Here is a 19,373-nt window from a genome sequence, read left to right as displayed (position 1 = left end):
TCTGCCGGAGGGCAGATCCCACAACTATTATTTTCTGTTTACAATTTGCCTTCACGCAGCAACTGGTGATTTTCACTCTTGCGCGAGTGGGCAATAATCCACGTGGCTTCTCCTAGCACGGCTATAACTAATAGCAAGCCGATGATTGTAGTTACGACTCCCTCGGCAATGGACACGAGCACCATTGCTGCCAGGACCGGTGCCAGGTAGCGCAGTGACCAACCGATGTAGCCGCCGAAGGAAGGCATCTTCACGCCCTGCTCTTCAGCCACGGACTTGACCATAAAGTTCGGCCCGTTGCCAATGTAGGTCATAGCCCCACAAGTTACGGCGCCTAGTGAAATAGCAACCAAGTAAGCCTCTGGTACGCCCGCTACCTTGGCTCCTCCATCGAGCTGGGATGCCATCTCGAAGAAGGTTAGGTAGGTAGGAGCATTGTCTAGGAACGAGGACAGCCCGCCGGTAAATACGTAGAAGGTGATCTCGTTCAACGGTAGCTTAGGTGCAATCTGTGCCAGGTACTTTAGTGCCGGCATCATGGTTAGGAAGATGCCAATGAACAGGACTGCGACCTCGACAATCGGGGCCCATGTGAATTCGTTGAGCTTGTACCGGATCTCTTTAGTGCCGAATACAAACGAACCAATAACCGCTATCAAGAAGACGATTTCTCGGAGCGGCAGATATTCGTGCCAGGCGGCGCTTCCGTCCTGGATAGCTTCCAGATTCATGGAAGGCACAACCGCAACGGCCACAATGATCATGGCAAAGAAAATGAAGTTGATGGCACCACGAAGCCTAATAGGCGTGATGTTCGTATCGTCCATCCGCAGGTCTTCGGGGGATTCTTTAGCGTAAGCCCGGGTGTCTAGCGCAAAGTAGGTGATCAGCAGCAGTGCGTTGATGCAGAACCATTCGGGAATCAGGTGGAAGGTCCAAGTAAAGGGCACCCCACGCAGGAATCCCAAGAATAGTGGCGGATCACCGAGTGGGGTCAGTAACCCACCGTTGTTCGCAACGATCAGAATTGTAAAAATTACGGTTTGTGCTTTGTGCTTGCGCTCCGAGTTCACGTTCAGCAACGGCCGAATCAGCAGCATTGCTGCACCGGTAGTGCCAATGAAGGAAGCGATCACGCCGCCAACAGCTAAGAAGATGGAGTTGTTCTTTGGCGTAGCACGAATATCGCCCTCCAAGAAGATACTGCCGGACACCACGAAGAGGGCGAACAGCAGCGCAATAAATTGGAAGTACTCGAAAGCAGTGTCGGCGACCGCCACCATGCCAAAGTGGATGGCCATGTAGATCGCAACTGGAACACCTAGTACTAGGGCGATGGCTAGCTGGAACCGCCAGTCTTCCCAGAGTTTTGCTGTAGCTGGGATAAGGGGCAATATAGCGATGGATAGCAGCATCGCCACGAAGGGGATGAGCATCCATGCGGGAACAGTATTAGTCATCACTCTTGCACTCTAAACCTTACCTTCAGTCAGGAGCGAATCTTGAGTACCATTTGGGCAGAACAAGACCGTATTTTCCTGCCTGAGAAGGACGCAACTTTGCTTTCTCGGGCCACTTTTGCGCCCACCACCAATCTTTTCCGTACGGTAGGGTTAACCTGGTCCATCGAAGGGGAAGAGCATGTCCAAGAAAAAGCGCATCGGAATTCTTACTGCCGGTGGGGACTCGCCGGGACTAAACGCGGCAATCCGCGGTTTTGGCAAAGCAGCCATCGGGCACCACAACATGGAACTGGTGGGCTTTCGCGAAGGCATTCGCGGCATGGCGCTGAATCAGACGGTTCCAATCGATTCGGCAACACTTTCTGGAATTTTGACTGTCGGAGGCACAATCCTCGGCACCTCTAGGGACAAGCCGCACAAGATGGACGTGGGCAACGGCAAAGAGGACATGATTCCCACCATTTTGAAAAACTGCGAGGCGAACGGACTCGATGGTGTGGTCATGATTGGCGGCGGCGGCACAGCGAAGAACGCCAACCGCCTGTCGAAGGCGGGTCTAAACGTAATTCACCTGCCCAAGACTATTGATAACGACATCGCTCACACAGACACGTCGTTTGGTTTTTCTACCGCGCTGGGCATTGCCACTGACGCCATCGACCGACTGCACTCCACCGCGCACAGCCACCACCGCATCATTGTTGTCGAGATTATGGGTCACAAGGCAGGCTGGCTTGCACTCGGATCGGGTATTGCGGGCGGAGCCGATATTATTTTGTTGCCCGAGATTCCCTACTCCATTGACTCCGTGGCAGCTTCCATCTCGAAGCGCGCAAAGGGCGGACACCCGTTCTCGGTAGTAGCCATTGCCGAGGGCGCCCGCGAAATTTCCGATGCGGCGGACTACGCTGCAGCGCAAGCACTGATCGACGGCGCCTCCAATGCGGATGCTAAGGCGGCTGCCAAGAAGCACCGCTCGATGTTGGAGGCGGCCCACCGCGGCAATGCGCTGAAGCTCGCCGAGCAGCTGGAGGCAGCTACCGGCTTGGAAGCTCGAGTCACCGTCCTCGGCTACGTACAGCGCGGCGGTACGCCAAATGCAGAGGATCGGCTGCTGGGCACACTTCTGGGTGGCGCTGGCGCTGACTTTGTGGCTGAGGGCAAGTACGGCATTACCGTTGCCGCGAAGGGTCAGTCTGCCAAGGCGGTGCCGCTGAAGGACGTGGCCGGAAATCTGAAGACAGTTCCAAAGGATCACCCGTGGGTTAGTGCCGCAAGGCACGTCGGCACCTGCCTAGGTGACTAAATGGAGCAGTTGCTGCCGCTGGGTGAGGTCACCCTATGCGTGGATAGCTTCGGAACTCCCGGGGATCCGCTCATAGTAAATATTGAGGGCCATGGAGCCCAGCTCATCTCTACCCCAGCCAGCTACTGCGCAAGGCTCGCGAAGGCGGGTACCCACGTCGTGCGATTCGACAACCGCGACGTGGGCCGGTCTACTCGGATGAGCAAAAACTACCCGCTGATGGATATGGTGCGCGACGTGCACGCCCTCATCAACTATTTCGGTTCGCCCGCGGTAGTTACCGGCCGTTCTATGGGGGGAGCCATCTCCCAACTGCTGGCCCTGCACTACCCCGCCGATGTTAGCGGCCTGGGGCTGTTCTACACTTTCAGTTCACCCCGCCCTTTGGGCGCCCCACTTCCGGCCCCTTTTTCCGACGAAGCCACTTACCGCGCCTGGTACAAACCGAACCTGCGGGCAATCGCGGGCAGCGCCTATCCGTGGGACGAGGGCGAGCTCGACGCCCTCACAAGGGAAAACTGGCGGCGCGGCGTTAGCTGGCAAGGGATGGAACGCCAACGCCAAGCCATGGCAGTCCAGGCACCCTGGGCGCAGGATCTTTCCAAGATTGGGGTGCCCACCGAAATCATTCACGGCACTGCCGACGTGGTGGTTTCCCCGGCAGAGGGGAAACGTCTGCACCACCTTATTCCCACCGCGAATCTGCAGCTTGTAGAAGGCATGGGCCATGGACAGCCACAGGCCCTGGACGACCTATTTGCGCAGGCTAGCCTTCGCCTTCTTCGCTAGTGTCCCTCCGGCAATTTGGCAGGCTTGGGAATATAGCGGAAAGATCGCAGCACAAAGTAGGACCCGCACAGCAGGGCCAGATACGGAATACCGGCAATCCACACCACCGGCATCTGCCAGTGCAAGGCAATGAAGATCGCTACGCAGGTGGCGATGCCAATCCAATTCGTGTACGGCGCGCCCCACAGCCGCGCCGGACCGGACGGCTTCCCCGCCCTCTTCTTGCGGAACTTGAGGTGGGTTGCCAGGATAATCACCCAGGTGACCAAGATTGCTAGGATTGCGCATCCCATAAGGTAGTTGAAGGCCTCAGCAGAGGCGAAAATGGCCAGCAAGGAGGCAAGCACCATGCCGGTGGAAGCCAGCAATACGGCTCCGCGCGGCGATCCAGAGGGCGAAGTCTTCTTTGCGAAGGCGGGGGCCATCCCATCCAAGGCCAACGAGTGGAACATGCGCGAGGACGCATACAGGCACCCGTTTGCAGCGGACAGCGCCGCCACGATCAGAACGCCGTTCATGATGTGTCCGGCAGCGGCCACGCCAGCATTATCCAGAGCATGTACGAACGGGGAGGATTCCACTGTGCCGTCGCTGGCTGCCGTGGCCGTCCACGGTTGCAGCGCCACAACGACTCCTACGGCCAGCACGTAGAACAGCAGTAACCGCCATATCATTGTCCCAGCTGCTCTAGGAATGTCCTTTTCCGGATGTTCCGACTCTGCCGCCGAGGTAGATACGTTTTCGATTCCCCCGAAACTAAAGACGGCAGTGGAGGCCGCAAGAAGAATGCCACTAATGCCTGCGGGCGCAAAACCACCGTGCTGGGTTAGGTGGGACAGGCCGGTGGGCGGATTGTGCGAGGGCCACCCAAATAGGATTAGCGAAAGCCCAAGCAGGATAAATACGCTGATTGCCACCACTTTGATCATCGAGAACCAGTATTCGCTAGCCCCATACAATCGCACGGTGGCCAAGTTCAACCCGACCACAAAGGCCGAACAGCACACGGTAGCTACCCCTAGGTTTAGCCCCGGAAACCAGTGCTGCAGATACGTTGCGGTGGCTACGACCTCGGCCCCCACCGCAATGAAGGACTGGATGGCGAAGTTCCACCGCGCGATATACCCACCCATACGCCCCAGATAGGCACCAGCTACCGCTCCATGCCCGCCGGGGACCGGGTGGACAGATACCATCTCGGCCAGCGCCCACACGATCTCTAACGCCAATGCTCCAGCGATCACATAGCTGATAACAGTGGCGGGGCCCGCGAGCGCAATAGTGGATCCTGATCCCAGGAATAAGCCGGTACCAAGTGCACCCGAGAGGCCAATCATTGCCACTTGCGGGCTGGTGAGACGGCGTTCCAGTTGGGTTCTCTCAGCCATCGCCATTCCTTCTACTGCTTTTTCTACCCAGCCATATTAGCGAAAGGAGCATGCAATAAGGAATTCTTATGGTATGGGCATTGCCACGGGTCTTCCCGACATGGTTGTCACTTCTACCTGCACGTCGTAGATGTCTTCTAGGGTTGAGGCGGTCATGACCTGCGTTGGGGTCCCCTGTGCGCATACTTTTCCCTCTTTGAGGGCGACCATTTGGTCCGCGTAGGTAGCGGCCGTGTTTATGTCGTGAATTACGACAACAACGGCCAGGTCGCGAGCCTTGCACACACGTTGCAGGTGTCGCATCATTTCCCGGCTGTAGTGCATATCTAGCGCCGATAGGGGCTCATCTAGAAGTAGATATTTGGTTTCTTGGGCTAGGGCCATGGCTACGAAGGATCGCTGGCGTTGGCCGCCAGATAGTTCGTCGAGGAACCTATTCGCCAAATCGGTCATTTGCACTGTTTGCAGAGCCTGCGCCACCTTATCGTGGTCCTCTGGCCGGGGCCTGCCGCCGTTGTGCGGATGCCGCCCCAGCATGACCAGCTCTTCCACGGTCAAGCGCACTGCAAGATGGTTTTCTTGCCGCAATATGGCGAGCACTTTGGCCAGCTGCCCGGTGGGCCACTGCCCCAGCTCTCGCCCATCAATGGCGACGGTCCCCTTCTCTATGGGGTGCAGGCGTCCAACGGCCGCTAGCAGAGTGGATTTTCCTGCTCCGTTTGGGCCTATGAGGGCCGTGATGCCGCCCTCGGCAAGCGTAAGTGTTAGGTCTTCCACTACCGGTTTGGCCCCGTACGAGAGGGTGAGCGAATCGATTTCGATCATTGGCTCTCCTTATATATAAGAGTTAGCAGGACTAGGCCGCCAACCAGCTCGATGAGCACCGGCAGCACTGTACCGTAATTGAGCACGTGTTCAAGGAGTGCCTGCCCACCCACCAGAATCACGATTCCGAGGGCGGAGGAGGCAATAATCAGGTGCTTGATCTTGTCCGAGCGCACCAGGAACACGGCGATATTTACGACCAGCAGTCCAAAGAACATCAGCGGCCCAACTAAGGCGGTAGCACAGGCAACCAGCAGAGCGGAGGCCGCGAGCGCCTTCCGCATTTCTGCCTGGTAGGGCACGCCTAGTTCCACGGCAATGTCGCGGCCCAAGGCAAGCACATCCCAGGTGGGGCTCTTGCGCCAGATGTATATGCATGTGAGGGCGGTAATGGGGGCCGCCAGCGCCAAGGATTCTTGGTTTACCAACGCAAACGACGCGGTGGTGCGAACCTGCACCGAGAGCAGTTCGTTCGGGTCCATGATGAATCCGATCATGGCTGACAGGGAGCGGAACAGGGTGCCCATCACGATGCCCACAAGAACTAGTAGGTGTAGTGACCGTGATTGTTTCGATATCAGTGCCATGAACATGGCTGTTGCTGCCACCATCATGATGAAGGCGTTCCCGACAAATAAAGCAGGTGCGGGGATCCGGTTTAGTGTCGCTGCCCCGAGCGCAAGGGTCCCCGCAGTTAGCGTCAGTGCGTACATTGAATCAAAGCCCATTACACCTGGCGAAAGAATGCGATTTTGGGTGATCGCCTGGAATACAACAGTAGAGGTTGCCAGCGCTACCGCAACCGTCAGAAGCGCTCCAAGGCGCACTAGGCGGAGCGGCCCGATAATGCTCCAGAAGCCAATGGCCCCGTAGAGGGCGAAAAAGATGCAGGCAGCTACCGCGCCGACGCAGGAGATCGCGATGCGCTTTTTTGTTTTCTCGTAGCGTTTATTCACCGTTTCACCGTTTTCAGAAGGAAGGCGATGAAGATCGCGGCCCCTATTACACCCATGACTACGCCGACGGGGATCTCTGCTGGGGCAATGAGGGTGCGGCCGATGATGTCGGAAATTAGCACGAAGAAGGCTCCCCCAAGTGCAACCAGGGGCAGACAGCGGCGCATGTAGTCACCAAGTATTAGTGAGGTCAGGTTGGGCACTATCAGGCCCAGGAACGGCAGCGTGCCAGAAACTACGGTACACACGCCTGCAACGGTTGCTACGATCGCTAGTCCGAGGGCGGTTATTAGGCGGTGGTTCACGCCTAGGGATTTCGAAAAGTACTTTCCAAGTCCCACCACCGTAAAGGTATCGGCAAAGATATAGGCGAGGGCGCACATGGCAAGCACTAGCCATAAGAGCTCGTATCGACCCTTGATAATTCCAGAGAAGTCGCCGGTCAACCACAGGTTCAGCATTCCTTGCATTTCGAATTGCCATGCCAAGAAGGTGGAAGCCGCTCCGATTATCCCCGACAAGACGATGCCCAAGAGAGGAACCACAATGGGGTCGCGGTACCGCAATGACGATACGAGCCACATGAGTAGTACGGTGCCAAGTAGAGCGAACCCAACGGCTACCAGCATTCTGGCCCAAAGTGGCAGTCCGGGGAAGAACAGTACGGCAACAAGGATGCCCAGGCCGGCCGATTCAGTAACCCCTGTGGTTGCCGGTTCAACGTATCGGTTTTGCACCATCAGTTGCATCACCAGGCCGGCAACAGACATTGCCGAGCCAGCAAGCAGCAGTGCGAGGGTGCGCGGCAGACGCGAGACGGTAAGGACCATCAGTTCGTCAACGTCGGCCTGCCCAGTAAGCACGTCTGCTATGGACATGTCCGCAGCACCGGTAATTACCGAAACGCCCGTCAGTATTAGTACAGCTAAGACGGCTCCACCGAGCCACAATGCGTAATGCGGCTCGGTGGGGTTTCTATCTTGCAATACAGCCACTATTTGATCACGTCTGCAATCTCGTCCAGTTCCGCCGGGTAGTTAGTGGCACCGTACATGACGATGTACCAGCGTTCTGGCGTCAAGTAGACAATGTGCTTGTTCTTTGCGGCCTTGGTCGAGTTGATTAGTTCGTTGTCCATCAACTGTTCGGCAGGCGTCGATCCTTCGGTTTTACCGATGGCCTTCGCACGGTCGACAACAAAGATGTAATCGGGATCGAGTTGCTTTACGGCCTCGAAGGAAATCTTCTTGGACTTGTGCCCTTCGTCGGGCTTGTAGTCAGTAGTGGCTTCCTTGAAACCAAACACGTCGTAGATCGGGGCCCAGCGTGACTGTGGCCCGTGCACGGACAATTCGCCCTCGTTAGCCATCAGGACGAGCGCGGTACCCTTATCTTTTGCAGTGTCCTTGTAGTCATCTACCTTCTTCTGGATCTGCTGAACCAGTTTTTCGGCCTGATCTGTCTTGCCAACGGCCTGCCCGATCTGGCGGACCTGGTCCTCAACCTGCTTCGAGTAGTTCGGCTTTTCCCAGTCCACATCCGCGTTCACCGTGGTGAAGTTCTTCGACAAGTCGCCGTACATGGAAGCAGTACGCGCACCGATCAACAGCAGATCCGGCTTGAGCTTGGCAATAGCCTCCACATCTGGTTCCTTCAATGAACCTACCGAGGCAACATCCTTGTACTTATCCTTCAACCAGCTAGGCACAGACTTGGTTACGGTACCTACTACCTTGTCCCCCGCTCCCAAAGCGTCAACAGTGTCCAGGGCAGCCATGTCGAGGGCGATAATGCGCTCAGGCTGCTTCTCGATCTTTGTTTCTCCCGAAGAATGCTTCACCGTGGTGGGGAAAGCACTGTGCGTACTAGGCGAGGCGTCCTTTGCCTCTTCTGCGGAGTTATTGCTGGAGCAGCCCGTCATCATTGCGGCTGCAGCTGCAAAGGCAACTACCGCGGTTGCGATTTTACGCATCTCAATCCTTCCTCAGATCAATTAGGCAAGGCAACCCTAACGTATTTGCCACCCTTTAGCCAACCCTGAAGGATTCACTCGCGCTGCTCACAGCTCTGCCGCCGCTAAATCCGCATTTTTTATGCGGCAACAAATCCTGCCCAGAGGCTAACATGGCTAGTCAGGACACAAAAACGCCCTCCCCAGCCAGCCGGCCAGGGAGGGCGGAAATTCGAGGGAGGTTTTAGCGAGCCTCGAAGGTTAGACAAGTTTCATCAGAAGAAACCTTTACGCCAGAGGCGTCACAAACAAGATCCTGGTTATGCACACAGTCGGCGCGCTTACATGCACCGACTGTGGAGCTCATGGTGGGAAGCCCACCCTTCTTGTCCAGGTCGATGAAAGTAACGCAGGCCTTGGTTCCCATGGTGACCATAGGGGCAGCGCAACCACCGCGGTTAAAGGAGCAGTCAGTGGCGGCGCAGGAAGCAATTGTAGGAGCGGACATTTCAATTTCCTTTCAGAAGTTCTTGACGCCTTCAGTATGCCCACAAATGCGACAATTATTTTTTCTGCACAAGCGAATGCTTTTCGGAGCAATCCATCGCCATTTTTACGCCTCTGACCTGGGCTTTTATTTTGTAGGCTGAATAGGTTTTCCTCACTAATGCAAGCCTAAGTTAAGTGGCAGATGCGCGGATTTTAGTTCCTAAACGATATTTAAAAACTCTGCCTTATCCTATTTAGTAGATGCTTTTTCTACTCGCTTACTATTCCCTTTGCGCCAAGTTTTTCCGCTTTTTGTGTGTCATCCCCGACCAGGTACAGCTCTAATCCCATTGCCTCGATTTCATGGGCGTCTTCTTCCCGTAGCACCTCCGCGGGCAAGATCACGGCAGATAGGGCGCCTCCACTCTGTAGCACTCCCCCGCACTCGGCCACGCCCTCTTTCCAATCAGGACCGGCCCAAAGAGCGAGCGGAATGGAAAGATGCGCCCGATCAATTTCGGCAATTAGCGAGGGCGAATAGCTCGACAGTACAAGCCGACCTGCCTTCAATTCTTCAACTGCGGCGGCAATGGCAGGGACAATCTTGTCCCCATCGGGATGCACCAAGGCAAGCCCGTTCCCAGAGCACCTGTTCATAAAAGCGATAATGTCGGCCAGTTCGGGGATGCGTTCGAAACGGAAAGTAGGCGCAAACCAGGCCCCCGCGTCCGCCCTGCGCACGTCTGCGTAGGATCCGCTACTGAGTGGTCCGGAAATATTGGTAGTGCGGTCGAAGGTGTTATCAGCCATGGCAACCAGGGTGCCGTCTGCAAGCATGCGCAGATCAAAGCTGAATCCTTCCCCTCTAGTTACCGCTGCATCAAAGGCTGCAATCGTATTCTCGGGAGCCAGAGCGCTCCTTCCCCGCATTGCGAACTTTCGCATCATTCCTCTTCCTCTTCTGGGGGCGGCCCAAATAGGCGGTAGGTGGGCACGAACTCCTCTTCGTAATCGTCCTCGTCACTAGCGAGGGCGTGGATGTCTGTCACGTCGCGTCTGTCCGCATCCGGTTCATCTAGAGTTTCGCTGCCATCTACCACAAAGCCCATGACCGCCTTTTCGTCCGGGCGATTAGCTAGCACCTCGGAAATGTAGGAATCCACGACCTCGTCCATGGGAACGTCATGGCCTACGCGTTCGGACATGAACCACCGGTGCTCCAGCACCTCGTGGAATATTTCCGCCGGTTCCAGCTTCGACCTGTATTCGGGCGGGATAGCGTTGATGACAGGGTTGAACACCTTGTCTATCCATACGTGGGCTACCAGTTCTGGAGGCTGATCCTCCATGTCATTCATCGCCCGGAACGTCTTCATGTCGTTCAAGATCCGTTGACCTTGCCGCTCCCCTACGTCCATCCCGGTAAGACGCATAACTTGGCGGTGATAGTGGCCTGCGTCCACCACCTTTGGTTGGATCGTCAGCTTCTGCCCGTCCACGCTTCGAGTCATGGACAGTTCCCCAACGTCAAAGCCAAGGTCATTCAAACGCGAAATGCGCCCTTCCACGCGCCAGCGTTCCTCCCGGTCGAAAGATTCCTCGGCAGTTAGCTCCGTCCACAGCGATTCGTATCGGTCTACCAGCCGTTCACCGATCTGCACCACATCCAAGGATTCATCGAAATACGCGCCGGCCTGTAAATCCATGAACTCGCCGATGATGTTAGTGCGCGCCAGATCTAGGTCATAGGATCGTTGCCCGGCCGTCAAAGATCCATGCAAGGCACCTGTCTCGGCGTCCACTAGGTAGGCCGCAAAGGCACCTGCGTCGCGTCTAAACAGCGTGTTGGAAAGTGACACGTCCCCCCAGTAGAAACCTGCCAGATGCAGGCGAACCAGCAGCACCGCCAACGAATCGATCAGTCTCCAGGTGGTGTCAGGGCGGACGGTCTGGCTAAACAGGGCGCGGTAAGGCAACGAGTACTGCAGATGCTCAGTGACTAGCGCCGAGGTGAGCGGCTTGCCGCGCATGGTTTCACGACCCGTTACCACTGCTGTCGGAGCCACCGCGGGCTGCCCCATCCGGTGCAGATCCCGCAACAGCCCATATTCGCGATAGGCAATGTCCTTGTTTATTTCTTTTACGGCGATAATGCGCCCGGACAGATTGACGAATCGGACCACGTGTCTGGAAATGCCTCTGGGCAACGCCGCCAGAATTTCAGAGGGCCATTCTGCCAGGGGAATCTCCCATGGCAAATCAAGAAGGGCGGGGTCTACCGCCGCCGCGGTGATCTCGATACTTTCTGCCATAAAAACTATTGTTCCACCCCACCTGTGAATCCGCTAACCCCCGCGCTGATGGAAAACCGCTAAACTGTATGCAAAACCATAAGGAGTGCCATGACTGTTAATTGGATTCCCGAAGAGGGCGCACTGGTTGCCGCTTCACTAAATCCGCAAAACGTTGCCAAATCGCTAGCCGATATGGGTGTTGTTGCCGAACTAGACTGGTACCCCAACACGGCGCACCTGCTAGGCCTTACCGTCCTCATTGATGAAAATGAAAAGGTCGCCGTCGTGGGCGAGCAGCAGACCTCGCTGCAGGCGGGAATGGACCTAGCCGAGGTCACGGAAAAGCTGGCAGAGCAATTCCACGCCGAGGTGTGGATCGGAAACACCAGCGCCGACAAGGTTCCCGAAGGCACCTCTTTCCCGGATCCAGAAAAATCCAAGCAAGGTGAAGTACGGGTAGTCGAAATAACGAAGATGCCCGCCGCCTCGGTACCCTTCATTGCCGCCGCCGAGGGCCTCGACGTGGGCAGCGTCGAGCTTGGTGAAGGTATGCGCGCCGTTATTTACGCGGGTACAGAAGAGGACGTGGTCTCGGGCGTAATGGTCTCCGAGCTACCCGCCATCGCGCTGTATGCTTCCAACGACGACCACCGGCTAGCAGGAGTAGAGGCCCCTACAGAGCAGCGGGACCACATTCCGTCAGAATCCCTGCTCCTCCATTCGTGGCAAATGAATACCACCCTTGTTGTAGGCAGCTGGAACGACCAGGCCCCCGCCGGTCTCCTAGCCGCTGTCCGGGCACACTTCGGAGAAGACCAGATGGCCGCCCGCCTAGCAGAGATAAACCCGCTAGCAGATCGTGACGACGTGGATCGGGCGCTGGCCACCTCAGGGACCGAGGGATTCAAGAAGATGGTCGCTGCGCTAGGCCTGCCAGACTTTTTGGGCGACTACCTAGATGGGGACGTCCAGGTTGCCGACCTTCCCGACGTGGCCGTCTTCGAAGCCTCTTCCTGGGGCTCCGCCCTAGGGAGCTCAGTAGACATCATGCTAGATAAGCCCGAGGAATCCGGTTCTAAACTGTGGAGCGCCTACCACACTGCAGCCCTAGACAAGCCCTGGATTGTTAGAGCATGGGCCGGGATAGAGGCAACGGCAGGTACCGCACTACTAGTTACTGCCTTCCGTTCAAAAGGTCGCAAATCCGGTTGGCTAAAAGCCGGAGCTGGGATTGGTACAGCACTAGTGTTGGACTCCCTTGCCCAGCTAGGCCTGTCGGGGTATCTGAAGCAACGCAAAAAGCGCCACGAAGGTCGCTAGTCTAGCGATCGCACCCGCCTAGTCCTTAGGCTCTGAACTGCCCATTCGCCCTCGTCCGGGTACCCTACTTCTTCCAAAGTAAGGCCCGCGGCGGGGGCGAGTTGCGGTTCAGAACCCCGACATTTTTCAGCCAGTCGCACTGCGGGCCAATCTGGTCCGTGCTTGCCAGTGCCAACAGCCACCAGAGCCCCCACGATAGACCGCACCATCGAGTGACAGAAGGCATCAGCAACTAGCTCAATCTCTACGATCCGACCCACCTGGCTGATGTAGATATTTCGAAGCGTCCGGATGGTTGTAGCCCCTTCACGCGGCTTACAAAAAGACAGAAAATCATGTTCGCCCAGTAGCCCAGCAGCTGCCTGGCCCATAGCCGCAAGATCCAACGCTGCCCCAAGCCGCCACAGATCCGTCCTAGTTGGGATCCAAGATGACACCGTAGGGGCAATCCGGTAAATGTAGCGGCGATAAGTGGCCGAAAAACGCGCGTCAAGGTCATCGCTAACCGCACTGACCCCCTTAATAACCGTCTGTGCTGGTTTTCCATCCGGTGACTTAGAAGTCAGAATCTTATTCATCCGGTTAGCCAGGCGCTCTATTCCGGTTCGACCCAGCCTCTCAAAAGCCTCGGCGGGGACATCTACATGAGCCACCTGCCCTAACGCGTGCACGCCCTTATCTGTTCGGCCTGCCACGGTCAGCTGGCACGGGATGCGAAAGATCATCGCAAGCACGTCTTCGACCTCGCCCTGTACCGTGCGAAGCCCAGGCTGCTTAGCCCATCCGGAATAATCGCTTCCGTCATAGGCAATATCCAAGCGCAGTCGTCTACTCATCTTGGAACTCCCACGCGCGTACTCCACCGAAGACCCCGGCATCGTTCGGAACAATGACCACTTCGGAGCCAATTAGCCCCCTCTGCCTGTCGGTAATGTGAGCACCGTTGCCGCCGCCTATATACAGCCGGTCCCACATAATCGCGGCCCGCAGCGATTCTACCGCCCTGCGTACCCGTCTGGACCAATGCACCTCCCCCAGGCGTAGCCGCTCGTGCTCGCCAAGGTAATCATCATAAGTAAGGCCCCATTTGACCGGCAGTTGCGAGAATTCTATGTGGGGCGCAAGTGTTCCGCCATCAAATATGGCGCTGCCCAGGCCAGTGCCCAGCGTCAAAATGACTTCGTGTCCCTTGCCGGTGATAGCCCCATAGCCGGCCACTTCCGCATCGTTTAGTACCAGAGCGGGCATATCTAACGCATCGCGCAGTGCCCGTGCCATATCGAAGAAGTGCCACTGCTCCACCAGCTCGGGTAGTACGCGCGTGCGCGGTCCGGATTTGCAGACGTAATGCGGGGTGGCCACCACTACCCCGTGCCGGATCATCCCGGGCATACCCATGGTGATCCGGTCCGCCTTAGGCAATGCCGCCGCCAGATCAGCCACCGTCTTGGTCATCAACTCCGGCGGCAAGGGATAAGGGGTTGGGGTGCGCACAGGCGTAGCTAAAGCCGTTCCCCGGCTGTCCAGAGCAGTAGCCTTGATCCCACCCCCACCGCAATCGATAGTGAGCGTAACCGGCCCAGAATTTCGCAAACTCATACGCCTACCCTATAACGGCCAGGTCGGCACGCCGCTCCAAAAACGTTTAGGGCCGGCACCTTTCGGTACCGGCCCTAATACGGGAAATCTAAAGGCTACTTCTCGTCAGCCTCAGCAGCGGTGGAGCCAGCTTCGGCCTCGGCCTTAGCTTCCTCAACCTTTTCCTCGGTAGTGGCTTCTTCGGCCTTTGCCTCAGTTGCCTCTTCCTTGGCTGCTTCTTCTTCCTTGGCTGCGTTTTCAGCAGTCTTGGTGGCGTCCTTTACGACGGCCTTCTTCTGCACCTTTTCGGTGATGATAGAAATCTGGGCCATCGGAGTGTTGTCGCCGCGACGAGCCGGCAGCTTCACGATGCGGGTGTAGCCGCCCTCGCGCTCCGGATCAATTTCCTTGGCGATTACGTCGAACAGCTCGTAGGTGTAATCCACATAGCTGGCGCTGCGCTTTGCAGTCTGGCTGCGCAGCTTCGAGTACACCTGGCGACGGGCGTGATCGGTGCCCTGCTTAGCCTTGGTGATCAGCTTTTCGATAACCGGCTGAACACGCTTGGCCTTGGCCTCGGTGGTGACGATGGAACGGTTGACAATGAGCTCGCGGCACAGGTTGGTGATGATGATGCGCTCGTGAGCGGGGCTGCCTCCCAGGCGGGGGCCCTTAGTGGGCTTAGGCATCTTAGTACTCCTAGGTAATAAATTTTTAGATCAAAGCTTGTCGGCTAGGCCGAATCTACTCGTCACTGAACTGGATGGATCCTGCGTTTTCTCCGTCAAAACCGCCGGCAGGCATAGGCGAGTCCTTCAGGACCATGCCCAGTTCAGCCAGCTTCGCCTTGATTTCCTCGATAGACTTCGCACCGAAGTTACGGATGTCAAGCAGGTCGGCTTCACTGCGAGCAACCAGTTCGCCAACAGTGTGAATGCCTTCCCTCTTCAGGGCATTGTAGGAACGGGACTGCAGGTCCAGATCCTCGATGGTCATTGCCAGATCGGCAGCCAGTTCGGCGTCGGTCTGGGTAGGACCAATCTCAATGCCTTCGGCCTCAATGTTGAGGTCACGGGCAAGCCCGAATAGTTCGACCAGGGTCTTACCAGCAGAAGCCAGAGCATCGCGCGGGCTAATAGCCGGCTTGGTCTCGACATCTACGATCAGGCGGTCGAAGTCGGTACGCTGCTCAACACGAGTAGCCTCAACCTTGTAGGTGACCTTCAGGACGGGGCTGTAGATCGAATCCACCGGAATGCGAGAAATTTCTGCATCCGGGTCCTTGTTCTGATCGGCAGAAACGTAGCCGCGGCCACGCTCGACGGTCAGCTCGACCTCTAGCTTGCCCTTCTCGTTCAGGGTGGCGATGTGAAGGTCCGGGTTGTGGATCTGCACACCGGCAGGAGGCGTAATATCACCGGCGGTAACAACGCCCTCGCCAGCCTTGCGAAGGTACATCACTACGGGCTCGTCATTTTCAGACGAAAGCACGATCTGCTTGATGTTCAGGATGATTTCGGCAACATCTTCCTTAACGCCAGCAATCGTTGAGAACTCGTGCGGCACTCCATCGATGCGGATGGATGTAACCGCCGCACCAGGAATGGACGAAAGTAGGGTACGACGCAGGGAGTTGCCCAGCGTGTAACCGAAACCAGGCTCTAGCGGTTCAAGGGTGAACCTCGAACGCTGTTCGCTTACTACCTCTTCGGTCAAATTCGGTCGCTGTGCAATAAGCACTATCTGTCCTTTCTTTCCGACGCCCGCTATATGACGTCAGCCAGGATTCCGTCCGACCCCGGGGGGCCGGCTTTTCTTTTGTTGTGAAACGAGTGCGGGATTATTCCCTGTTTCAGCGTTAGGCCAATGTTCCGAAGAACCAGGCCGGACGGATTAGACGCGGCGACGCTTCGGGGGACGGCAGCCGTTGTGTGCCTGCGGGGTGACGTCCTGAATGGAGCCAACCTCTAGGCCAGTTGCCTGAAGCGAGCGGATCGCGGTTTCGCGGCCAGAGCCCGGGCCCTTGACGAAAACATCAACTTTCTTCATGCCGGAATCCTGTGCGCGGCGAGCAGCGGCCTCGGCGGCCATCTGAGCTGCGAACGGGGTGGACTTACGGGAGCCCTTGAATCCAACCTGACCGGAAGATGCCCAAGAAATGACGGCGCCGGTCGGATCGGTAATTGAAACGATGGTGTTGTTGAACGTCGACTTGATGTACGCGTGTCCGTGAGTGACGTTCTTGCGCGCGCTGCGGCGCGACTTGAAGCTGCGGTTTGCGGCCATTTTTCCTTCTTCTGAGGTCGTCGGTCAGCGACTAGCGCTGCTACTTAGTTGCTTTCTTCTTGCCAGCGACGGTGCGCTTCGGGCCCTTGCGGGTACGAGCGTTCGTCTTGGTGCGCTGGCCATGGACAGGAAGTCCGAAGCGGTGGCGCAGACCCTGGTAAGAACCAATTTCAATCTTGCGGCGAATGTCGGCCTGCACCTCGCGGCGCAGATCGCCCTCAACCTTGTAGTTACCCTCAATGAAGGAACGAAGCTTTACGAGGTCGTCCTCGGTGGCGTCCTTCACGCGCAGGTCCGGGCTAACGCCAGTCTCTTTTAGAGCCTTCTGCGATAGCGTGCGGCCAACGCCGTAAATGTAAGTTAGTGCGACTTCCATCCGCTTTTCGCGGGGGAGGTCGACTCCGGCAATACGTGCCATCTGGTTTTCTCCATCTTGATCGGAGGTCGTCGCTTCGCTTTCCGCACCAGTTTTGCGGCCCTGGCCTCCGTCACCAGGGGTCGATCCTTTGATCGTTTAGCGAGCGCTTTCGGCCTAGGAGGCCGACGCCAAGTTAGCCTTGACGCTGCTTATGCCTTGGGTTGTCGCAAATAACCATGACAATGCCATGGCGACGAATCACCTTGCACTTGTCACAGATTTTCTTGACACTGGGCTTGACCTTCATGGTTTCACCTCTGCGGCTAAGCCGCGGTCTAGATTATTTGTAGCGGTAAACGATACGGCCACGGGAAAGGTCGTAAGGGGACATTTCTACTACAACCGTGTCCTCGGGGAGGATGCGGATGTAGTGCTGACGCATCTTGCCGGAAATGTGAGCCAACACGATGTGGTCATTTTCTAGCTTGACGCGGAACATTGCGTTAGGAAGAGCCTCGACGACTGTTCCCTTTACTTCAATGACGCCTTCTTTTTTCGCCATAACCTTCCGTCTACCTTGTCTGTAAATTACTGGGCGCCCACAGATCTTGTGGACAAGATCCGGGCATAGCTGTATGCACGGACACCCGACTATCAAGAATAGGCGACATTGCCCAGCAGGTAAAGGGAGTTAGGCTGTTTGATACCTCACGTGAGGTTGGACACTAATTTCGCTAGCCCCTTGTGGCTCTCCGAAAAGAATCTTAGCCCTAATTTTCGTCCTCGAAAAGAGGCGTGTCACCTGCCTGCATGTGTCTCGTTTCGCCGCCCTCGGCAGAGTCATCTTTGTGAATCAGGTGGATCAGGAATAGTTCAGCACCACATACCACCAACATAGCAATGGCCACAGTCCAGAACCACGACGGGGTCGAGTCCTGCAAGAGGGCGTAAACCAGTGCTCCTGCGCACGCTGCAATACCCACTTTTAGGATTACTGACAGAGTTTCCAAGGCGACCTCCCCTATTCCCATGCCAGGCTACTAGCAGCCTTTCGCGCGTGCAACGCTCACCTCGCGCCTACGGAGGTCTGCTTTATCTGTCAGCTGCTTCCCCTGTTTGGGTGTCGCCGTCATCCTGACTGTTCTTCTTCCGCAGCATCTCGGCACCCTTCACCATAGCTAAGGCAAGAATTACAAGGGGGATTGTTGCGTTTTGGAGCTTGTAAGGAAGGGTGCCAAAGAGTTCCCATAACGAAATCACGAATGCGATAACTGCTATTACAATCCCCGCGTAGAAAAGAAACTTTGCCACTGTTGCTCCTATCCAATTGGATCTTACATGCACTCTTGCTCGCCCTCACGCGCAGGGTACCCGGCCTACACTTTCTTTCCCACCCGGCCTAAACAGACTTGCAATCCTGCTGTAGCTTTGAGCGTGCTGTGCAGCTTTGTAGCCAGTTTCCTACACTGGGATCGGAAGGATTGATATGCCAACACTGGAAAACACAGCCCTAATTTTCGAGGGCGGCGCGATGCGCGCATCCGGTACCGCGCCTTTTGTAGTGACGTTACTTGAGAACGAAATCTTCTTCCCACACGTCTCTGGGATTTCGGCCGGAGCCTCGAACGCTGTCAACTATTTGTCCAGGGACGCTGACCGAGCAAAGCGTTCCTTCGTAGATTTCATTGCCGATCCCAACATTGGTTCCATTGGTTCCTTCCTGCGCGGGGATGGATACTTCAATGCCAAGTACATTTATGAGGAGGCGGGGCTACAGGATGCACCGCTCCCCTTCGACTTCGAAGCGTTTTGGAATAATCCTGCACAGTTGCGGATCAGCTCGTTTAGGGTTCGGGACGGCAAACCCGTCTACTGGAGCCGCGCTGATATCCGGGATGAGGCCGATCTGATGCGAAAGGTGCGAGCCGCCTCCACCATGCCGGGACTCATGAACTACGTGCAGATCGACGGCGAGCTCTACGCCGACGGTGCTCTAGGCCCGTCCGGAGGCATTCCGTTAGAGGCAGCCGAGATGGACGGGTACAGGAACTTCGTTGTGGTCCTTACCCGGCCCCGAGATTATGTGAAGAAAACACCTAAGAATCCCGCCCTCTATAAACGGGCTTTTAGGAAATACCCGCACTTAGTCAAGGCCCTACTGCAACGCCACAAAAAATATCAGGCAACCCGGCGCCGGCTGCTGCAGCTCGAACGGCAAGGCAGAGCATACGTCTACTACCCCTGGCACATGCAGGTTACGGGGTTGGAGCGGTCAGTACAAAAACTCCAGGCCAACTACGACGCCGGCTACTTCCAGTGCCAGCAAACCCTCCCCTACCTGAAAGCATGGCTGGGCCTGTAACCCACCAG

The 19,373-nt window shown here is 56.6% G+C and carries 23 protein-coding genes; 4 read left to right on the top strand and 19 right to left on the bottom strand.

What is annotated here, in order from left to right; genetic code table 11:
* Positions 1–38: 38 nt before the first annotated feature.
* A complete protein-coding gene (locus AC1EKG_RS02990; RefSeq protein WP_004805778.1) occupies positions 39–1,460 on the bottom strand; it encodes a sodium:proton antiporter in 1,422 nt (473 codons plus the stop codon).
* Between the two features lie 181 nt (positions 1,461–1,641).
* Here AC1EKG_RS02990 and AC1EKG_RS02985 point away from each other — a divergent pair, with 181 nt between their 5' ends.
* Complete coding sequence (locus tag AC1EKG_RS02985; RefSeq protein WP_004805776.1) at positions 1,642–2,769, top strand: 6-phosphofructokinase; 1,128 nt, start codon at positions 1,642–1,644, stop codon at positions 2,767–2,769.
* Positions 2,770–3,558 carry an alpha/beta fold hydrolase gene (locus AC1EKG_RS02980; RefSeq protein WP_004805775.1) on the top strand — a complete coding sequence of 263 codons (789 nt, stop codon included), beginning with the start codon at positions 2,770–2,772 and terminating at the stop codon, positions 3,556–3,558. It begins immediately after the preceding gene.
* On the opposite strand, the gene AC1EKG_RS02975 is transcribed toward AC1EKG_RS02980, so the two are convergent.
* From AC1EKG_RS02975 to AC1EKG_RS02940, 8 genes are all read right to left on the bottom strand, one after another.
* A complete protein-coding gene (locus AC1EKG_RS02975) occupies positions 3,555–4,946 on the bottom strand; it encodes an amino acid permease (RefSeq protein WP_004805773.1) in 1,392 nt (463 codons plus the stop codon). The two genes, AC1EKG_RS02980 and AC1EKG_RS02975, sit on opposite strands and share 4 nt — an antisense overlap.
* A gap of 66 nt (positions 4,947–5,012) precedes the next feature.
* On the bottom strand, positions 5,013–5,771 hold the full coding sequence (locus tag AC1EKG_RS02970; RefSeq protein WP_004805771.1) for an iron ABC transporter ATP-binding protein: 759 nt from the start codon (positions 5,769–5,771) through the stop codon (positions 5,013–5,015).
* Positions 5,768–6,727, bottom strand: a complete 960-nt coding sequence (locus AC1EKG_RS02965) for an iron chelate uptake ABC transporter family permease subunit (RefSeq protein WP_004805769.1) — start codon at positions 6,725–6,727, stop codon at positions 5,768–5,770. Before AC1EKG_RS02965 ends, AC1EKG_RS02970 begins: the two co-directional genes overlap by 4 nt.
* The gene (locus tag AC1EKG_RS02960; RefSeq protein ID WP_004805767.1) at positions 6,724–7,722 is read right to left on the bottom strand and encodes an ABC transporter permease; all 999 of its coding nucleotides are present in this window, start codon (positions 7,720–7,722) and stop codon (positions 6,724–6,726) included. The genes AC1EKG_RS02965 and AC1EKG_RS02960 overlap by 4 nt, the downstream gene beginning before the upstream one ends.
* On the bottom strand, positions 7,722–8,699 hold the full coding sequence (locus AC1EKG_RS02955) for a siderophore ABC transporter substrate-binding protein (RefSeq protein ID WP_004805765.1): 978 nt from the start codon (positions 8,697–8,699) through the stop codon (positions 7,722–7,724). Before AC1EKG_RS02955 ends, AC1EKG_RS02960 begins: the two co-directional genes overlap by 1 nt.
* A 223-nt stretch (positions 8,700–8,922) precedes the next feature.
* On the bottom strand, positions 8,923–9,186 hold the full coding sequence (locus tag AC1EKG_RS02950; RefSeq protein WP_004805764.1) for a DUF1540 domain-containing protein: 264 nt from the start codon (positions 9,184–9,186) through the stop codon (positions 8,923–8,925).
* A gap of 251 nt (positions 9,187–9,437) precedes the next feature.
* The gene (locus AC1EKG_RS02945; RefSeq protein WP_004805762.1) at positions 9,438–10,115 is read right to left on the bottom strand and encodes a glycerophosphodiester phosphodiesterase family protein; all 678 of its coding nucleotides are present in this window, start codon (positions 10,113–10,115) and stop codon (positions 9,438–9,440) included.
* Entirely contained in the window at positions 10,112–11,479 is a 1,368-nt protein-coding gene (locus tag AC1EKG_RS02940; protein WP_004805760.1) for a DUF4032 domain-containing protein, read from the bottom strand. The genes AC1EKG_RS02945 and AC1EKG_RS02940 overlap by 4 nt, the downstream gene beginning before the upstream one ends.
* 90 nt (positions 11,480–11,569) lie before the next feature.
* Between AC1EKG_RS02940 and AC1EKG_RS02935 the strand changes: the two genes are divergently transcribed.
* On the top strand, positions 11,570–12,781 hold the full coding sequence (locus AC1EKG_RS02935) for a hypothetical protein (protein WP_004805758.1): 1,212 nt from the start codon (positions 11,570–11,572) through the stop codon (positions 12,779–12,781).
* Here AC1EKG_RS02935 and truA read toward each other — a convergent pair.
* The 10 genes from truA to AC1EKG_RS02885 all read right to left on the bottom strand — a co-directional run bounded on the left by truA (position 12,778) and on the right by AC1EKG_RS02885 (position 18,314).
* Positions 12,778–13,617 (bottom strand): tRNA pseudouridine(38-40) synthase TruA, encoded by an 840-nt coding sequence (truA, locus tag AC1EKG_RS02930; protein ID WP_102202036.1) that lies wholly within the window; start codon positions 13,615–13,617, stop codon positions 12,778–12,780. The two genes, AC1EKG_RS02935 and truA, sit on opposite strands and share 4 nt — an antisense overlap.
* Positions 13,610–14,380: an ROK family protein gene (locus tag AC1EKG_RS02925; protein WP_004805753.1), complete on the bottom strand. Its 771-nt coding sequence runs from the start codon at positions 14,378–14,380 to the stop codon at positions 13,610–13,612. The genes truA and AC1EKG_RS02925 overlap by 8 nt, the downstream gene beginning before the upstream one ends.
* A gap of 95 nt (positions 14,381–14,475) precedes the next feature.
* Positions 14,476–15,048: a 50S ribosomal protein L17 gene (gene rplQ, locus AC1EKG_RS02920; RefSeq protein WP_004805751.1), complete on the bottom strand. Its 573-nt coding sequence runs from the start codon at positions 15,046–15,048 to the stop codon at positions 14,476–14,478.
* A 55-nt stretch (positions 15,049–15,103) separates the two neighbouring features.
* Entirely contained in the window at positions 15,104–16,099 is a 996-nt protein-coding gene (locus tag AC1EKG_RS02915) for a DNA-directed RNA polymerase subunit alpha (protein ID WP_004805749.1), read from the bottom strand.
* A gap of 153 nt (positions 16,100–16,252) precedes the next feature.
* Positions 16,253–16,645 (bottom strand): 30S ribosomal protein S11, encoded by a 393-nt coding sequence (rpsK, locus tag AC1EKG_RS02910; RefSeq protein ID WP_004805747.1) that lies wholly within the window; start codon positions 16,643–16,645, stop codon positions 16,253–16,255.
* Positions 16,646–16,685: 40 nt separating this feature from the next.
* The gene (rpsM, locus tag AC1EKG_RS02905; RefSeq protein ID WP_004805745.1) at positions 16,686–17,063 is read right to left on the bottom strand and encodes a 30S ribosomal protein S13; all 378 of its coding nucleotides are present in this window, start codon (positions 17,061–17,063) and stop codon (positions 16,686–16,688) included.
* A gap of 133 nt (positions 17,064–17,196) precedes the next feature.
* The gene (gene rpmJ, locus AC1EKG_RS02900; protein WP_004805743.1) at positions 17,197–17,310 is read right to left on the bottom strand and encodes a 50S ribosomal protein L36; all 114 of its coding nucleotides are present in this window, start codon (positions 17,308–17,310) and stop codon (positions 17,197–17,199) included.
* Positions 17,311–17,343: 33 nt separating this feature from the next.
* A complete protein-coding gene (gene infA, locus AC1EKG_RS02895) occupies positions 17,344–17,565 on the bottom strand; it encodes a translation initiation factor IF-1 (protein WP_004805742.1) in 222 nt (73 codons plus the stop codon).
* A gap of 208 nt (positions 17,566–17,773) precedes the next feature.
* A complete protein-coding gene (locus AC1EKG_RS02890) occupies positions 17,774–18,013 on the bottom strand; it encodes a hypothetical protein (RefSeq protein WP_141740535.1) in 240 nt (79 codons plus the stop codon).
* Between the two features lie 82 nt (positions 18,014–18,095).
* Positions 18,096–18,314 carry a hypothetical protein gene (locus AC1EKG_RS02885; RefSeq protein ID WP_004805739.1) on the bottom strand — a complete coding sequence of 73 codons (219 nt, stop codon included), beginning with the start codon at positions 18,312–18,314 and terminating at the stop codon, positions 18,096–18,098.
* 175 nt (positions 18,315–18,489) lie between these two features.
* Between AC1EKG_RS02885 and AC1EKG_RS02880 the strand changes: the two genes are divergently transcribed.
* Complete coding sequence (locus AC1EKG_RS02880) at positions 18,490–19,365, top strand: patatin-like phospholipase family protein (RefSeq protein WP_101485604.1); 876 nt, start codon at positions 18,490–18,492, stop codon at positions 19,363–19,365.
* Positions 19,366–19,373 lie beyond the last annotated feature (8 nt).

The organism is Winkia sp. C0117E2 (genome assembly GCF_056590455.1).
The sequence above is the reverse complement of the archived record's forward strand: the minus strand, read 5'-3'. Positions and strand labels throughout refer to the sequence as shown.

Coding starts and splice junctions, on each gene's coding strand:
- AC1EKG_RS02880 (WP_101485604.1), top strand. CDS start 18,490: ATGCCAACACTGGAAAACACAGCCCTAATTTTCGAGGGCGGCGCGATG.
- truA (WP_102202036.1), bottom strand. CDS start 13,617: ATGAGTAGACGACTGCGCTTGGATATTGCCTATGACGGAAGCGATTAT.
- rplQ (WP_004805751.1), bottom strand. CDS start 15,048: ATGCCTAAGCCCACTAAGGGCCCCCGCCTGGGAGGCAGCCCCGCTCAC.
- AC1EKG_RS02975 (WP_004805773.1), bottom strand. CDS start 4,946: ATGGCTGAGAGAACCCAACTGGAACGCCGTCTCACCAGCCCGCAAGTG.
- infA (WP_004805742.1), bottom strand. CDS start 17,565: ATGGCGAAAAAAGAAGGCGTCATTGAAGTAAAGGGAACAGTCGTCGAG.
- rpsK (WP_004805747.1), bottom strand. CDS start 16,645: ATGGCCGCAAACCGCAGCTTCAAGTCGCGCCGCAGCGCGCGCAAGAAC.
- AC1EKG_RS02970 (WP_004805771.1), bottom strand. CDS start 5,771: ATGATCGAAATCGATTCGCTCACCCTCTCGTACGGGGCCAAACCGGTA.
- AC1EKG_RS02935 (WP_004805758.1), top strand. CDS start 11,570: ATGACTGTTAATTGGATTCCCGAAGAGGGCGCACTGGTTGCCGCTTCA.
- AC1EKG_RS02990 (WP_004805778.1), bottom strand. CDS start 1,460: ATGACTAATACTGTTCCCGCATGGATGCTCATCCCCTTCGTGGCGATG.
- AC1EKG_RS02940 (WP_004805760.1), bottom strand. CDS start 11,479: ATGGCAGAAAGTATCGAGATCACCGCGGCGGCGGTAGACCCCGCCCTT.
- rpsM (WP_004805745.1), bottom strand. CDS start 17,063: ATGGCACGTATTGCCGGAGTCGACCTCCCCCGCGAAAAGCGGATGGAA.
- AC1EKG_RS02985 (WP_004805776.1), top strand. CDS start 1,642: ATGTCCAAGAAAAAGCGCATCGGAATTCTTACTGCCGGTGGGGACTCG.
- AC1EKG_RS02955 (WP_004805765.1), bottom strand. CDS start 8,699: ATGCGTAAAATCGCAACCGCGGTAGTTGCCTTTGCAGCTGCAGCCGCA.
- AC1EKG_RS02925 (WP_004805753.1), bottom strand. CDS start 14,380: ATGAGTTTGCGAAATTCTGGGCCGGTTACGCTCACTATCGATTGCGGT.
- AC1EKG_RS02980 (WP_004805775.1), top strand. CDS start 2,770: ATGGAGCAGTTGCTGCCGCTGGGTGAGGTCACCCTATGCGTGGATAGC.
- rpmJ (WP_004805743.1), bottom strand. CDS start 17,310: ATGAAGGTCAAGCCCAGTGTCAAGAAAATCTGTGACAAGTGCAAGGTG.
- AC1EKG_RS02945 (WP_004805762.1), bottom strand. CDS start 10,115: ATGATGCGAAAGTTCGCAATGCGGGGAAGGAGCGCTCTGGCTCCCGAG.
- AC1EKG_RS02950 (WP_004805764.1), bottom strand. CDS start 9,186: ATGTCCGCTCCTACAATTGCTTCCTGCGCCGCCACTGACTGCTCCTTT.